This window comes from Thioalkalivibrio sp. ALRh (genome assembly GCF_000381425.1).
Lineage (GTDB): Bacteria > Pseudomonadota > Gammaproteobacteria > Ectothiorhodospirales > Ectothiorhodospiraceae > Thioalkalivibrio.
The window spans coordinates 1,041,678-1,056,923 of record NZ_KB906519.1 but is presented as its reverse complement, the minus strand read 5'-3'; the positions used below and the strand labels follow the sequence as shown (position 1 = coordinate 1,056,923).

Below are 15,246 nucleotides of genomic sequence, written 5' to 3'. Positions count from 1 at the left end.
AACCCGGCCGGAATCGCACGTTGTGCACGCGGGGCGTGTGCCTTCCGCCGCGCAAACGCGCTACTCTCGGGCAAAGTCCTCATCGGCCCCGCGCGGGGAACCTCGCAGCCGAGAACGGTCCCAAGTAACAACACCGCGCACGCGCAATCGGAACATCGCGAATGAATGACATGCCCTCGCTGCACCGGCTGGATACGCCGGTCTCCGGACAGGAGCTGCACCCGGACAACCTGCTTTTCGCCGAGACCCTGCTGGAACGCTACCGCGAGGACCCGGAGTCGGTGCCGCCGGCCTGGGCCGACTACTTCCGCTCGCTGGAGGGTGCGCCGCGGCTGGAACGGCGTCGTTCGACCGATCGCCCGGATCTGGCCCATGAGCAGTTGCAGATCCGGGTGCTTCAGTTCATCAACTCCTATCGCTATCTGGGCCACTTCGGGGCGCGTCTGGATCCGCTGGAGCGGGAGGCCCCCGAGCCGCCGGTGGAGCTGAGTCGGGGGTATCACGGGCTGGACCGGGTCGGCCCGGAGATCCTGTTCGATCCCGGTTCCCTGTTCATCGAGGGCCCGGTGTCGCTGGACACGATCGAGCGGGTGCTACGCGAGACCTACTGCGCGAGCATCGGTGCCGAATACATGCACATCGCGGCGACCGAGGAAAAGCGCTGGCTGCAGGAGCGGCTGGAGTCGGCCCATGGCCACTTCGGCTTTGGCGACGAGACGCGGCTGGCCATCCTCGAGCGCCTGACGGCGGCCGAGGGGCTGGAGCGCTATCTGCACCGGCGCTATGTCGGACAGAAGCGCTTCTCCCTGGAAGGCGCGGAGAGCCTGATTCCGCTATTGAATGCCCTGGTCCAGCGCGGCGGTGCGCGCGGGCTGCAGGAGGTCGTGCTGGGCATGGCGCATCGCGGGCGCCTGAACGTGCTGGTCAACCTGTTCGGCAAGGCCCCCGCGGATCTGGCCGGCGAGTTCGAGGGCCGCCCGCGCGACGATCGTGGCACCGGGGACGTCAAGTACCACATGGGCTTCTCCTCGAATGTCGAGACGCCCGGCGGCCCGGTCCATCTGGCGCTGGCGTTCAACCCCTCGCATCTGGAGATCGTGACGCCCGTCGTCGAGGGCTCGGTGCGCGCCCGCCAGGTCCGCATAGCCGATCGGAAGGGCAACCGGGTGATGCCCGTGGTGATCCATGGCGATGCCGCGTTCGCCGGCCAGGGCGTGGTCATGGAAACCCTGAACATGTCCCAGACCCGGGGGTTTTCCACCAAGGGCACGGTGCACGTGGTGGTGAACAACCAGGTCGGGTTTACCACATCGACCCTGAAAGACGCCCGCTCGACGCATTACGCGACCGATGTCGCCAAAATGGTGAACGCGCCGATCCTGCACGTGAACGGCGACGATCCCGAGGCTGTGGTGTTTGTCACCCAGGTCGCGCTGGATTACCGCATGCGCTTCGGCAAGGACGTGGTGATCGACCTGGTCTGCTACCGCCGCCAAGGACACAACGAGGCCGACGAGCCGGCCGCCACGCAGCCGCACATGTACCGCCGTATCCGCGACCTGCCGACCACCCGCGAGCTATACGCGCGCTCACTGATCGAGGCCGGGCTGACCGAAGAGAAGGCCCAGGACGAGGCGGTCGAGGCCTATCGCGCCCGCCTGGATGCCGGCGAGCCCGTGGCCCTGTCGCTGCACGACGACGGGCATGGCACCACAACCAACTGGGCGCCCTATGTGAACCAGACCTGGGATCAGGACGTGGAGACGGGCGTGGAGAGCGCGCGCCTGTCGCGTATGCTCGACCAGCTCTCGACACCGCCGGAGGGCTTTCAGGTCCACCCGCGCGTGCAGAAGATCCTCGACGCCCGCCGGGCGATGGCCGCGGGCGATCAGCTGCTGGACTGGGGCGCGGCCGAGACGCTGGCCTACGGCACGCTGATCCAGGATGGCTACCGTATTCGCCTGTCCGGCCAGGACTCCGGGCGCGGCACATTCTTCCACCGCCACGCGGTGTTGCACGACCAGGAGACAGGGAAGGCGCTGGTGCCGCTGCGTCGGCTGGACCCGGATCATCCGCGCTTCCTGGTCATCGATTCGCTGCTGTCCGAGGAAGGCGTGCTCGCATTCGAGTACGGCTATGCAACGGCCGCGCCGGAGGCCCTGGTGGTCTGGGAGGCGCAGTTCGGTGACTTCGTGAACGGCGCGCAGGTGGTGATCGACCAGTTCATCTCCTCCGGCGAACAGAAATGGGGCCGTTTGTGCGGGCTGACGCTGCTGCTGCCGCATGGTTACGAGGGTCAGGGCCCGGAGCATTCCTCGGCCCGGCCCGAGCGCTTCCTGCAACTGGCGGCTCAGGAGAACATGCAGGTCTGTGTGCCGACCACGCCCGCGCAGATCTTCCATCTGCTGCGTCGGCAGATGGTGCGCCCCTATCGCAAGCCGCTCATCGTGATGACGCCGAAGAGCCTGCTGCGGCACCAGGATGCGGTCTCCGATCTCGAGGCGCTGGCGCACGGGCAGTACCAGACGGTGATCGACGATGCGCGCATTGAGGACCCCAAGGCCGTCAAGCGGGTGCTGCTGACCAGTGGCCGCATCTACTATGACCTGGCTACAAGCCAGTCCGAGGGCCAGCACTGGGATGTCGCAATCCTGCGCCTGGAGCAGAGCTACCCGTTCCCCGAGGAGCGCCTGACCGAACTGCTGGGGCGCTACCCACACGCGGAGGAGTTCGTCTGGGTGCAGGACGAGCCGGAAAATCAGGGCTATCTGGGATTCCTGGCGCCGCGCATCAATCCACTGCTGACGGTGCGTGGTCAGACGCTGCACGCGGTCGCACGACCCCCGGCCGCCGCGCCGGCGGTCGGCTACCCGGAGGTCCACAAGGCGCAGTTGAAGGATCTGCTCGAGCGGGCATTCGGCCCGATCAGCTCGCGCGACACCCCGCACCCCACGCCCTGAACACTGACGCACAGCACAAGGAAGCGAGATGGCACCCGACCCCACCCCGATCAAGGTCCCCGAACTCCCGGAGTCCGTTGCCGATGCGACCGTGGTCGCCCTGCACAAAAAGGCAGGCGACACGGTCAAGCGCGATGAACTGATCGCCGAGCTCGAGACCGACAAGGTCGTGCTCGAGGTCTCCGCCCCGTCTGCGGGGGCCCTGACAGCGCTGGAGGTCAGCGAGGGCGATACCGTGAAGACCGACGCGGTGATCGCCTACCTGGGCGCGGCCGATGAAGCGGCCGAGGAAGACTCCGAGTCGGAAGGGGAGGAGGCCTCGATACCTTCACAGCCGGCTGCTCGGGAATCGTCCGATGACAAGACCTCGTCACCCCGTGCCGAGGACAGGGGCAAGGCCCGGGACACCGCGAACGTTGTGCCCGAAGGCGGCTCCGGTGGCGCCGCCCCGCCCCCCAGCCCGTCCGTGCGGCGCTTGTTGCAGGAGGCCGGGCTCAAGGCCGAGGACGTCGAGGGCACGGGCGAGGACGGCCGTATCCTGCGCGAGGACGTTGAGCGAGTGCAGACGGACCGATCGCGCCGCAGCGAGGCGCCTTCTTCGGCGTCGCCTCAGGGGCGTGCCCCGGAGCGCGAGCGGGCGCCGTCCGCCGGCAGTATCGAACGCGTCCCGATGACGCGCCTGCGTGCGCGCATCGCCGAGCGGCTGCTGGAGGCCAAGCAGTCCACCGCGATGCTGACGACCTTCAACGAGATCGACATGTCCGCGGCGATGGACCTGCGCGCGCGCTACAAGGAGACCTTCGAGAAGCGCCACTCGATCAAGTTGGGCTTCATGGGCTTGTTCGTGGCCGCTGCCAGTCGTGCGCTGGAGCGCTTCCCGATCATCAATGCCGCGCTGGATGGCGAGGAGATCGTCTATCACCATTTCAGCGACATCGGCATCGCCGTGTCCTCGCCGCGCGGGCTGGTGGTGCCGGTGCTCCGTGATACCGGCAACGCCAGCGTCGCCGACATCGAGCGACGCATCCGCGACTTCGCGGAACGCGCCAGCGACGGCAAGCTGGACATCGACGAGCTGCGCGGCGGCACCTTCACGATCACCAACGGCGGTGTATTCGGCTCGCTGTTTTCCACCCCGATCGTGAACCCGCCACAAAGCGCCATCCTCGGCATGCACGCGATCAAGGAGCGCCCCGTTGCGGTGGACGGCGAGGTGGTGATCCGGCCGATGATGTATATCGCCCTCTCCTACGACCACCGCCTGGTCGACGGCGCCGATGCCGTACGCTTCCTCGTCGCGATCAAGGACGCAATCGAGGACCCGGCACGCCTGCTCCTCGACGTCTGACCCCGCGTCGGCCCCGAACCCCGCCCCCTGTAGGAGGCCAGCCCTCTGGCCGATGGGGACCTGTCCAACGCCCCATCGGCCAGAGGGCTGGCCTCCTACTGTCTGCGGCGACACGGCCCATGAATGAACGGGCGACGCTGCCTGTGGTGTTCAGGTGCGATCGACGGGGCGGCGGTACGGGCCCGGGCGCAGCCCGAATAGCAGCATGGCGGCGCCGACCAGGCCGAGCGGCCAGGACGGCCAGGCCAGTCCGAGCCAGGTGGACACGTCGAGCTGGGTGGCCAGCCCCGCCAGGGCGAGCAGACCCGCGCCTCCCCAGGCCTCGTGCCGCCTGCGGTTCTGGCGGCGCAGCCCCTCTTCCAGATCGCGGATCTGCTGGCGCAGGGCGGCGTCGCGCTCGGCGCGCTGTTCCTCCACCGTGAGGGCCTTTTCCAGGTGCATGGGCATTTCGGGCAGCTGGGCGAGCAGACGCGGCAGGTGCTGCTGCGCATTGCGGATGAATGCGCGCACGCCCATGCGCTCGTGCATCCAGTCCTCGATGAACGGCTTGGCGGTTGTCCACAGGTCCAGCTGCGGATAGAGCTGGCGGCCCAGACCCTCGATGTTCAGCAGGGTCTTCTGCAGCAGCACCAGCTGCGGCTGGACCTCCATGTTGAAGCGCCGGGCCGTCTGGAACAGGCGCAGGAGGACCTGACCGAAGGAGATCTCCTCGAGCGGGCGCTGGAAGATCGGCTCGCAGACGGTGCGGATCGCCGCCTCGAACTCGTCCACGCGGGTGTCCTTCGGCACCCAGCCGGATTCCACGTGCAACTCGGCCACGCGGCGGTAGTCGCGGTTGAAGAAGGCGTGGAAATTCTCTGCCAGGTAGCGCTGGTCGGAGTCGAGCAGCGAGCCGACGATGCCGAAGTCCACCGCCAGATAAGTCGGGTTGTCCGGGTGGGTGGCGTCCACAAAGATGTTGCCCGGGTGCATGTCGGCGTGGAAGAAGTTGTGCTGGAACACTTGCGTGAAGAAGATCTCCACTCCGCGTTCGGCCAGCAGCCTCAGGTCCACGTTGCGTTCACGCAGTGCCGCGATATCCGCCACCGGGATGCCGCCGATGCGCTCCATCACCAGCACGCTGCGGCGCGTGTAGTCCCAGATGATCTCCGGGATGTACAGCAGGTGGCTGTCCTCAAAGTTGCGGTGGATCGCGGCGGCGTTGGCGCCCTCGCGGATCAGGTCCAACTCGTCGGTGACGGTCTTTTCGTATTCGTCCACCACCTCGCGCGGGCGCAGGCGCTTGGCCTCGGACCAGTAGCGATCGGCCAGATCCGCGATCAGGTGCATCACCTCGAGATCCGCGCGGATGGTCTTGAAGATGCCGGGGCGCACGACCTTGACCACCACCTCGCGCCCGTCCTGGAGCGTGGCCGCGTGCACCTGGGCGATGGAGGCCGAGGCGATCGGGGTGTCCTCGAACGTGGCAAAGGCAATCTCGATCGGACGCTCAAGTTCGGACTCGATCAGTGCGCGCGCCTGGTCGCTCGGGAACGGCGGGACCCGGTCCTGCAGCCGTGACAGTTCGATGGCGATGTCGTCCGGCAGCAGGTCGCGCCGGGTGGAGAGCATCTGCCCGAATTTGATGAAGATCGGCCCCAGGTCTTCCAGCGCGCGGCGGATGCGCTCGCCGCGTGTGCCTTCGGTGCGGCGAAACCAATTCCAGGGTGCGAGATAGAGCAGGAAGCTAAGCGGGCGCAGCGGCTTCAGCGTAAACAGGATGACATCGAGGCGATAGCGCACCAGGACCCGCGCGATGGTCCACAGCCGCAGCCCCCGGTACAGCGCGCGGCGCATCAGGCCTGCCGGTCGTCGGTATCGGAGGCGGCCCCGGCCTCCAGCCGGTGCAGGCGTGCATCCAGTCGCGCGACGCCGTCGCGCAGGTCGGAGACGTCCTCGGCAAAGGCCTCGAAGGCCCCGCCTGCTGGCAGCCACTCGAGCTCGTCACGCAGATAGTCGGCCGTGTCCTCGGCGGAGCGGCGGCCGAGGTGACGCAGACTGCCACGAGCCTGATCGAGCAGGTGGCGCAGCGGCCCAGCGGCCCCGACGCCGGCAAAGCGCTCGAACAGCCCCTCCCAGTCGACCCCGGAGTCGCGCAGCGCATGCTGCAGATCGGAGAGCACGGTGGCCTCACCGGTGATGGTCAGCCCGGAGCGGTCGTCCCGGCCCATGGCCGCGGCGAGCGACAGCGGCGATCCCGCCAGCTGCACATCCACCGGTTCCTCGACACCGCCGATGACCTGCAGCCGGTCGTCGGCCCCGACCAGCGAAAAGGCCAGCCCCGGGGGCTCGATCACGATGGCGATTGCACGCCCGGCCAGGCGTGCGCGGTCCTTCTCCGGCGCGCTCGCCAGGTGCTCGTTCAGCGCGACCTCGACGAGTGCCGTGAACGGGCTGGGCAGTGCAATCGGCTTGGCCATCTAGAGCTTGGTGCCGCGGTGCAGGGCGACGATGCCGCCGGTCAGGTTGTCGTACTCGACCCGTTCCAGTCCGGCATCGCGCATCATCCCGGCGAGGGTCTCCTGATCCGGATGCATGCGAATGGACTCCGCCAGGTAACGGTAGCTGTCGGCATCGTTGGCGACCAGCTTGCCCATCAGCGGCAGCATCTTGAACGAATAGATATCGTAGATCGGGCGCAGCGGTGCCATCGGCTGCGAGAACTCCAGCACCAGCACGCGCCCGCCGGGCTTGGTCACCCGGCGCATCTCGGCCAGCGCGCGTTCCTTGCGGGTCACGTTGCGCAGGCCGAAGGCGATGGTCACGCGGTCGAAGTAGTCATCCGGATAGGGGAGCTGCTCGGCGTCCGCCTGCACGAAGTCGAGGTTGCCCACATGGCCCTCGTCCAGCATGCGGTCGCGCCCGGCCTCCAGCATCGAGGCGTTGATGTCGCAGACCACGATCTGCCCCTTCGGCCCGACGCGTGGGGCAAAGGCCCCGGCCAGGTCCCCGGTACCCCCGGCCAGGTCCAGGATCTTCATGCCCGGGCGCACGCCGGTGCGCTCCAGCGTGTAGCGCTTCCAGATGCGATGGACGCCCATCGACATCAGGTCGTTCATCACGTCGTAGCGCGAGGCGACCGAGTGGAAGACCTCGCCGACCCGTGAGGCCTTTTCGGACTCGGGGACGCTCTGGTAGCCGAAGTGGGTCTTGCCGGGTTCTTCTTTCATTGTCAGTGCGTCTTGCGCTCGTGGCCGGCCTCTTTCAGCCGATCCAGGTAATCCTGCCACAGACTTTCCTGCTCCGTGCCGAGCTTGTGCAGGTAATCCCAGTCGTAGATGCCGGTGTCGTGGCCGTCGGAGAACTCCAGCTTCACTGCATAGTTACCGACCGGCTCGATGCCGGTGATGTTCACATCCTCCTTGTCCACCTGCAGCACCTCCTGGCCCGGCCCGTGCCCGCGCACCTCGGCGGAGGGCGAGTACACGCGCAGAAACTCGCAGGGCAGCTCGAAATGCGAGCCATCGGAGTAGGTCAGCTCCAGGATGCGCGACTTCTGATGCAACTGGATATCGGTGGGTCGGTGCTTACTGCTCATGCGGCCTCCAGAATCCTCGGTCGGGGCGAGCCCGGAAAGATCTTGCGCAACCGCCCAAGGCGGCCATCGTCAAAGGACTGCGAGGATACCAGCCCAGCACGCTAGCGTGGCATCTCCCACGCGCAGCGCGGGCCTGACGGAACGGCCGGTCGCGCGCGAAAGCCTGAACGAACACTGAGGCCAGCGCTGCTTGTTACCCGTAGTTCCGGGTGAATGGGAAACAAGCTGGGTTGATGTTAACGGAACAAATGCAAGGAACCTTGGTGTTAATTTGCGGGGATTTTTTGAACACAAATGCCACCATTTGGGGCGATTTGTTGACGCCAACGGCACTTGGGACGGATGGTCCTGTTTCTTCCTGGACGCCGTAAGCGAACAGGCCCAAAGCAGCACGCACGTGGCTCGCTCCATCCGCGATCACTACGAGGCGATGAAGGTGCGTTTTGCCGAGGTGCTCGGCTCGCGGTATTTCGTCCTCGCCCTGGACTATCTGGTTACCTGGACGGTATTTCCCAACAGTCGCCTCACTTGAAGCACCCGGATTCCCCGACAAACGGCCGCACGGTTCACCCGCGTGCTCCTTGAAGAAGGCCTTCTGCAACCGGTACGCGGGGTGGCAGGCGGCAGGGCCGGCTTTAGAGGATGTAGCGGGAGAGGTCTTCGTTTTCGACCAGGTCGCCGAGGCGTTCGTCGACGAAGCTGCGGTCGACTACGACGGCGCCGTCGACGTCCGGGGCGCGGTAGGCGACGTCCTGCAGCAGGCGTTCCAGCACGGTGTGCAGGCGGCGGGCGCCGATGTTCTCGGTGCGCGCGTTCACGTCGTGGGCGATCTCGGCGAGGCGGCGGACGCCGTCTTCCTCGAAGCGCAGTTCCACGCCTTCGGTCTTCATCAACTCGGTGTACTGCTCGGTCAGCGAGGCGGTGGGTTCGGTCAGGATGCGCACGAAGGCGTCCACCGACAGCGGGCCCAGTTCGACGCGGATCGGGAGTCGGCCCTGCAGCTCCGGCACGAGGTCGGACGGCTTGGACAGGTGGAAGGCGCCGGAGGCGATGAACAGGATGTGGTCGGTGCGCACCATGCCCAGCTTGGTGGAGACGGTGGTGCCCTCGATCAGCGGCAGCAGGTCGCGCTGCACGCCCTCGCGCGAGACCTCGCCGCTGCTGCCCTTGTCGCTGCCCTTGGCGACCTTGTCGATCTCGTCGAGAAAGACGATGCCGCTTTGTTCGACGCGGTCGATCGCCTGCAGCTTCAGCTCTTCTTCGTTGATCAGGCGCGCGGCCTCTTCCTCGATCAGCAGCTTGCGGGCCTCGGCGATCTGCAGCCGGCGCGATCGGGTCTTCTGGCCGCCAATGTTCTGGAACATCGACTGCAGCTGGCTGGCCATCTCCTCCATGCCCGGCGGGGTCATGATCTCTACGCCGTGCGGGTTCTGCTGCACCTCGATGTCGATCTCGCGCTCGTCCAGGTCGCCCTCGCGCAGGCGCTTGCGCAGTTTCTGGCGGGTGTCGCTGTTGGAGTCGTCCTGCGCGGATTCGGTGAAGCCGGCGTTGCGCGGGCGCGGCAGCAGGGCATCGAGGATGCGCTCCTCCGCCGCGTCTTCGGCCTTGACGCGGTTCTCCTTGATGGCCTCGTCGCGCAGCTGCTTGACCGCGGCCTCGGCGAGGTCACGGATGATCGATTCGACATCGCGGCCGACATAGCCGACCTCGGTGAACTTGGTCGCCTCGATCTTGATGAACGGCGCGCGGGCGAGCTTGGCCAGGCGCCGGGCGATCTCGGTCTTGCCGACGCCGGTCGGGCCGATCATCAGGATGTTCTTGGGGGTGACCTCCGGCTGCAGCTCCGGGGGCAGCTGGCGGCGGCGCCAGCGGTTGCGCAGGGCAATGGCGACGGAGCGCTTGGCCTCGTCCTGGCCGATGATGTAACGGTCCAGTTCCTGGACGATCTCGCGGGGGGTCATGTCGGTCATGGCAAAAGGGGCCTTGGTCGAATCGTTCGTGCGGGGCCGGGCGCGTTATTCCGCGTCCAGGCTCTCCAGCGTGAGGTTGTGATTGGTGTACACGCAGATGTCGGCGGCGATGTTCAGCGACTTCTCCACGATGTCGCGGGCCGACAGGTCGGTGTTCTGCAGCAGGGCCTGGGCGGAGGCCTGGGCATAGGGGCCGCCGGAGCCGATCGCGATCAGCGCGTTTTCCGGTTCGATTACGTCGCCGTTGCCGGAGATCACGAAGGAGTTCTCGCGGTCGGACACGGCCAGCAGGGCCTCCAGCCGGCGCAGGGCGCGGTCGGTTCGCCAGTCCTTGGCCAGCTCGACCGCGGAGCGGGTGAGGTTGCCGGAGTGTTTCTCCAGCATGCCCTCGAAGCGCTCGAACAGGGTGAAGGCATCGGCCGTCCCGCCGGCAAAGCCGGCCAGGATGCGGTCGTGGTAGACGCGGCGCACCTTGCGCGCGTTGCCCTTCATCACGGTGTTGCCAAGCGATACCTGGCCGTCGCCTCCGAGGGTGACGGCGCCGTCCTTGCGGACGCAGACGATGGTGGTGCCGCGAAACTGTTCCACGGGCGCTCTCCTTTGTGCTGCGGTCGGGGCCGGCCGGCCGCCCGCCTTGCTGCATTGCGAGACCGCCAGGGGCTGCTCGCAGGCACGAGGGGGTCAGGTTGTGCCGACGTCCGAGGTTTTTGCGGTCCGGAAGCGGTTGGGTCCCGGTCGTTGCTGTTGGTTCCCCGCCCGGAGAAAGCTGGATTCAGCGTTTGCCTGGCGAACGGTCTCTCCGGGCACGCGGGTGGGCGGCATCATACACCTGTGCCAGGTGCTGATAGTCGAGATGGGTATAGATCTGGGTGGTTTCAAGGTTGGCGTGACCAAGAAGTTCCTGAATGGCTCGCAAATCGCCACTCGATTCCAGCAGGTGACTGGCGAAGGCATGGCGCAGCCGGTGCGGATGCAGGCGCACGTCCAGCCCGGCGCGCCGGCCGGCCTCGGCCACGCGGCGCTGGACTGCGCGGTTGCCGATGCGGGCGCCGCGGCGGGTCACGAACAGGGCGCGTTCGCCGGGCGCGGCCCAGTCCCCACGGCGCTCAAGCCAGCTGCGGATCGCATCACGCGCGACCCGCCCCACCGGGACGCTGCGCTCGCGCCGGCCCTTGCCGAGTACCCGCACCAGCCCGGTATCGAGGTCGAGATCCGTCAGGTCCAGCCCGGTCAGCTCGGACAGGCGCAGCCCGGAGGAGTACAGCAGCTCCAGCATGGCCTGGTCGCGGGCGGCCAGGGTCGGATCGAGGTCCTCGGCCGGGGTCAGGGCCTGCTGGGTCTGGTCGACGTCGAGATCGCGTGGCAGGGCGCGCCCCGCGCGCGGTCCGCGCAGGCCGGCGGCGGGGTTGGCCGGCATGCGGCGGTGCTCGACCTGAAAGGCGAAGAAGCCGCGCGCGGCGGACAGAAAGCGCTGGATGGAGCGCGGGTGGCGGCCCTGGCGGGCGAGCTGCCCGGCGATGCGGCGCATGTCCGCGGCCCGGAGATCGGCCCACGGGCCCGTGTGCAGGCCGCGCAGGCGGTTCAGGTCGCGCCGGTAGGCGTTGACGGTATGCGGTGAATGGCCGCGAACATCGCTTAAATGCCCGAGAAAGGCCGCGATATCCGCATCCTGCGGCGGGCTGGAATCAGTCGCCGCCTCAGGCGGCGGCGTGGGTCCGCTCGACATGGCAGCGGATCGATTCGGCCAGCAGGTCGCCGATATGGGTGACGAAATAGATGCCCATGTCGGGCTGGAAACGGTCCGGAGAGTCGCTGGCCAGGCCCAGCACCCCGATGCGGTCGGACTCGTCACCCAGTGGCATCAGGATCGCGGAACCGATGTCGTCGGCCGAATCGAACAGTACGTCCAGCATCTCGCCCGGCACACGGCCGCACTGGGCCTTGCCGCGCGCGAACAGCGGATCGAACGTGCTCAGCTCGCCGGACTCCAGGGCGTGCAGGTCGTCCACCTCGCGGTCGGCCAGGCGGATGCTGACGCGCTCGGCACCCAGCTCGTTGCGCAGGGCGTCCTGGGTCAGCGCCAGTACGGCATCCAGGTTTTCGGCGCGCATCAGCGTTTTGGCCAGTTCGTGCAGGTGCTGGCCCATGCGCTCGTTGTCGCGGGCGCGTTCGACCAGCTCGCCCATGTGATGCTCCATCGCGCGGTGTTTCTCGCGCAGCAGGGCGACCTGGCGCTCCAGCAGCGACACCGCCCCGCCGGCCGGGTGTGGCAGGCGCAGGATATCCAGCAGCGGCAGGTGGTCCTGGAAGAAATCCGGGTGATCGCGCAGATAGGCCTCGACGTCGGCCGCAGTAAGCGTTTTGTTGTTCTTGTCGTCCGTCGCCTGCGGCTTGGGGGTGTTTGCAGCAGAGGCGTTGGAGGATTGCCCAGTCATAGATCGATCCAGCCGTTGAAAACCGTGGTGGCCGGTCCGGTTAGCCAAACCGGGGCCTCGGCCTGTGCGTTCCAGCTTAGCACAAGGGTACCGCCCGGCAGCGAGACTTCAACCTCGTCGTCGACCAGGTTGCGGCGGCGTAGAATGGCCATCGCGGCGGCCGCGCCGCTGCCACAGGCCAGCGTCTCGCCGACCCCGCGCTCGAAGACCCGCAGGTTCACATGGCCGCGGTCGCGCAGCGCGGCAAAGCCGACATTCACGCGGCGCGGGAAGCACTCGTGCCGCTCAATCAGCGGCCCGACCTCGGCCACGGGCGCACTCGCGACGTCGTCGACCAGCAGCACGGCATGCGGGTTGCCCATGGACACCGCGCCCAGCGTGAGCGCATGGCCCTGCACGTCCAGGGTGTAGGCGTCGGCCTCGTGTTCGGCGACCAGCGGGATCTGTTCGGGCGTGAACACCGGCCGCCCCATGTTGACCCGCACGCGCTCGTCGTCCTCGACATGCAGCACGATGCGTCCGCCCAGGGTCTCGACCGGGATCTCGCGGGCCTCGGTCAGGCCCTGCTCCCGCACGAAGCGGGCGAAGCAGCGCGCACCGTTGCCGCACTGCTCCACCTCGGAGCCATCGGCGTTGAAGATGCGGTAGCGGAACAGGGCCTGCGTCGGGTCGCCCGGGGGCTCCACCAGCAGGATCTGGTCGCAGCCGATGCCGAAGTGGCGATCCGCCAGATGGCGCAGCGTCGCCTCGTCGAGCCGGACGGTCTGGCGCGTGCCGTCGATGACCACGAAGTCGTTGCCCAGCCCGTGCATCTTGGTGAATTCCAGGCGCATCAGGTGGCCTCAGGCAGCTGCCCGAAGATGATCATGTGCCGGTCCGAGGTGGCGCGGACGGTGAAGCCGCCGAGTCCGGCGGCGGCCAGCTGCGCGCGCACCTCGTCGGGCGTGAAGGCGGCGTGCAGGGAGTGTTCGAAGTCGCGGCGCAGCACGTCCGGGTCGTTGGCGGCGTACTCCGCCACCAGGGCCTTGACCGCTTCTTCCGAGTCCGGCCGCCGCAGGTCCATCATGAACACGGCCGCGCCGGGGGTGCCATCGAGGCGGATCGCCTGCCACAGCACTGAGGGCTCATGCAGGTGATGCAGCAGGGAATTGCTGATGATGGTGGCATACGGGGCGCGCGGGCCGCGTGCCGCGGGCAGACAGCCCTCGGCCAGGTGCACGCGCGGCGCGGCCGGGTGGCCGGCCATCAGTGCGTCACCGGCGGCCAGCATCGCGGGCGCGCCGTCGATCCCGTCGACCTCGCAGGCCGGGTAGCGCGCGGCGAAGCGCAGCGAGACATCGCCCGGCCCGCAGCCGAGGTCGAGCACGGGCCCGCTGACCGGGCCGGGGAAGGCCTCGGCGAAGGCGTCCACGAAGCCCTCGTGCGGCGCGGCGAAGTCGGCCTCGGCATAGGCGCGGGCCTGCGCAGGCTCCAGCATAAGCTCCGGTTCGGGGCGGCGCGGGATCATGGGTCCACGCTTCCGGGCGGATCGCTATCGTCCGGGTCTTGCGGCAGCATGCTCTCGCGCATCATCAGGTGATCGACCTGCTCGCGGCGGTTGATGATCTGGAAGTGGTCGCCGTCGACCATGATCTCCGGTGGGCGCGGGCGCGAGTTGTAGTTGCCGGCCATCACATAGCCGTAGGCCCCGGCCGAGCGCACGGCGAGCACGTCGCCTGCGGCCAGCGTCAGTTCGCGCTCGCGGCCGAGGAAGTCGCCGGTCTCGCAGACCGGGCCGACGATGTCGTAGGTGCGGGGCTCGGAGTCCTTGCGCTGCACGACCGGGATGATCTCCTGCCAGGCGCCGTACAGGGCCGGGCGCAGCAGGTCGTTCATCGCCCCGTCGACGATCGCGAAGTCGTGGGCCTCGGTGTGCTTGAGGTACTCCACCCGGGTCAGGAACACGCCGGCGTTGGCCGCGATCGCGCGCCCCGGTTCGAGCAGAACCTTCAGCGGGCGCTCGCCCATTACCTCGCGCAGGGCGCTGGCCCAGGCGTCCGGCTCCGGCGGCGTCTCGTCGCGGTAGCGCACGCCCAGTCCGCCGCCGACATCGATGTGTTCGAGTTCGATGCCGTCTGCGGCCAGCTGGTCGACCAGCGTCAGCACGCGTTTCAGGGCATCGGTGAACGGGTCGATCCGGGTCAGCTGCGAGCCGATGTGGAAATCGACGCCGGTGGCCTCCAGGTGCTGGCTGTCGCGTACCCGGGCATACAGCGCCGGCGCCTCCTCGATGGCGACGCCGAACTTGTTCTCACGCAGGCCGGTGGCGATATAGGGATGGGTCTCGGCGTCGACGTCCGGGTTCACGCGGATCGAGACCGGCGCGGTCACGCCCATCTCGGCCGCAACGGACTCCAGCCGCTCCAGCTCCGGGGCGGATTCGACGTTGAAGCAATGGATGCCGACCTTCAGTGCCCGGCGCATCTCGGCCGCGGTCTTGCCGACGCCCGAGAACACGACCTTCGCCGGGTCGCCGCCGGCGCGCAGTACACGTTCCAGTTCGCCGCCGGAGACGATGTCGAAGCCGGCGCCCAGGCGCGCGAGCACGTTCAGCACCCCCAGCGCGGAGTTCGCCTTCACCGCGAAGCAGACCTGGTGCGGCGTGCCGATCAGGGCCTCGCTGAACGCGCGGTAGTGGCGCTCCAGGGTGGCGCGCGAATACACGTAGGCGGGCGTACCCACCAGCTGGGCGAGGTGGTCCAGCGCCACGCCTTCGGCATGCAGCGTGTCACCGTGGTAGTCGAAGTAATCCATTCAGCGGCGCTCCTCGGCGGGGTCGTCGTCATCGGGCAGGTAGAGATCGCCCTTCTGCCCGCAGGAGGCGAGCATCTGCATCGTGCCGAGCACGACCACGACCGCAATCAGGAGCCACTGGGCCTTGCATGAGCGCATGTTCGTTCCGGGGTGTCGTTGCAAT

At 67.9% G+C, this 15,246-nt stretch carries 15 protein-coding genes; 3 read left to right on the top strand and 12 right to left on the bottom strand.

The features are described 5' to 3' along the window. Positions 1-161 precede the first annotated feature (161 nt). Together F791_RS0105080 and odhB are read left to right on the top strand one after the other, a co-directional pair. Positions 162-2,960, top strand: coding sequence for a 2-oxoglutarate dehydrogenase E1 component (locus F791_RS0105080; protein ID WP_018139837.1), 2,799 nt, complete (start codon positions 162-164; stop codon positions 2,958-2,960). A gap of 28 nt (positions 2,961-2,988) precedes the next feature. Continuing rightward, positions 2,989-4,308 carry a 2-oxoglutarate dehydrogenase complex dihydrolipoyllysine-residue succinyltransferase gene (odhB, locus tag F791_RS0105075; RefSeq protein ID WP_018993396.1) on the top strand — a complete coding sequence of 440 codons (1,320 nt, stop codon included), beginning with the start codon at positions 2,989-2,991 and terminating at the stop codon, positions 4,306-4,308. Between the two features lie 150 nt (positions 4,309-4,458). Here the strand turns inward: odhB and ubiB are convergent, their stop codons facing one another. The 4 genes from ubiB to F791_RS0105055 are packed head-to-tail and all read right to left on the bottom strand — an operon-like array spanning position 4,459 to position 7,885. Further along, entirely contained in the window at positions 4,459-6,144 is a 1,686-nt protein-coding gene (gene ubiB, locus F791_RS0105070) for a ubiquinone biosynthesis regulatory protein kinase UbiB (protein ID WP_018139839.1), read from the bottom strand. After that, complete coding sequence (locus F791_RS0105065; RefSeq protein ID WP_019592272.1) at positions 6,144-6,767, bottom strand: SCP2 domain-containing protein; 624 nt, start codon at positions 6,765-6,767, stop codon at positions 6,144-6,146. The genes ubiB and F791_RS0105065 overlap by 1 nt, the downstream gene beginning before the upstream one ends. Then, positions 6,768-7,517: a bifunctional demethylmenaquinone methyltransferase/2-methoxy-6-polyprenyl-1,4-benzoquinol methylase UbiE gene (gene ubiE / locus F791_RS0105060; RefSeq protein WP_019592271.1), complete on the bottom strand. Its 750-nt coding sequence runs from the start codon at positions 7,515-7,517 to the stop codon at positions 6,768-6,770. Positions 7,518-7,519: 2 nt separating this feature from the next. Then, on the bottom strand, positions 7,520-7,885 hold the full coding sequence (locus tag F791_RS0105055; RefSeq protein ID WP_018139842.1) for a gamma-butyrobetaine hydroxylase-like domain-containing protein: 366 nt from the start codon (positions 7,883-7,885) through the stop codon (positions 7,520-7,522). 397 nt (positions 7,886-8,282) lie between these two features. Between F791_RS0105055 and F791_RS13850 the strand changes: the two genes are divergently transcribed. Next, positions 8,283-8,417 (top strand): hypothetical protein, encoded by a 135-nt coding sequence (locus F791_RS13850; RefSeq protein WP_019592270.1) that lies wholly within the window; start codon positions 8,283-8,285, stop codon positions 8,415-8,417. A gap of 103 nt (positions 8,418-8,520) precedes the next feature. On the opposite strand, the gene hslU is transcribed toward F791_RS13850, so the two are convergent. From hslU to F791_RS13445, 8 genes are all read right to left on the bottom strand, one after another. After that, entirely contained in the window at positions 8,521-9,855 is a 1,335-nt protein-coding gene (hslU, locus tag F791_RS0105045; protein ID WP_018139853.1) for an ATP-dependent protease ATPase subunit HslU, read from the bottom strand. A 45-nt stretch (positions 9,856-9,900) separates the two neighbouring features. Next, on the bottom strand, positions 9,901-10,443 hold the full coding sequence (hslV, locus tag F791_RS0105040) for an ATP-dependent protease subunit HslV (RefSeq protein WP_018139854.1): 543 nt from the start codon (positions 10,441-10,443) through the stop codon (positions 9,901-9,903). A 184-nt stretch (positions 10,444-10,627) separates the two neighbouring features. After that, a complete protein-coding gene (gene xerC / locus F791_RS0105035; RefSeq protein ID WP_018139855.1) occupies positions 10,628-11,581 on the bottom strand; it encodes a tyrosine recombinase XerC in 954 nt (317 codons plus the stop codon). Next, positions 11,553-12,290 carry a DUF484 family protein gene (locus F791_RS0105030; RefSeq protein WP_019592269.1) on the bottom strand — a complete coding sequence of 246 codons (738 nt, stop codon included), beginning with the start codon at positions 12,288-12,290 and terminating at the stop codon, positions 11,553-11,555. Before F791_RS0105030 ends, xerC begins: the two co-directional genes overlap by 29 nt. Next, entirely contained in the window at positions 12,287-13,123 is an 837-nt protein-coding gene (dapF, locus tag F791_RS0105025) for a diaminopimelate epimerase (RefSeq protein ID WP_019592268.1), read from the bottom strand. The genes F791_RS0105030 and dapF overlap by 4 nt, the downstream gene beginning before the upstream one ends. Further along, positions 13,123-13,797: a class I SAM-dependent methyltransferase gene (locus tag F791_RS0105020; protein ID WP_019592267.1), complete on the bottom strand. Its 675-nt coding sequence runs from the start codon at positions 13,795-13,797 to the stop codon at positions 13,123-13,125. The genes dapF and F791_RS0105020 overlap by 1 nt, the downstream gene beginning before the upstream one ends. Continuing rightward, positions 13,794-15,083: a diaminopimelate decarboxylase gene (lysA, locus tag F791_RS0105015; protein ID WP_019592266.1), complete on the bottom strand. Its 1,290-nt coding sequence runs from the start codon at positions 15,081-15,083 to the stop codon at positions 13,794-13,796. Before lysA ends, F791_RS0105020 begins: the two co-directional genes overlap by 4 nt. After that, complete coding sequence (locus F791_RS13445) at positions 15,084-15,221, bottom strand: lipoprotein (protein ID WP_017926463.1); 138 nt, start codon at positions 15,219-15,221, stop codon at positions 15,084-15,086. It abuts the gene before it with no gap. Positions 15,222-15,246 lie beyond the last annotated feature (25 nt).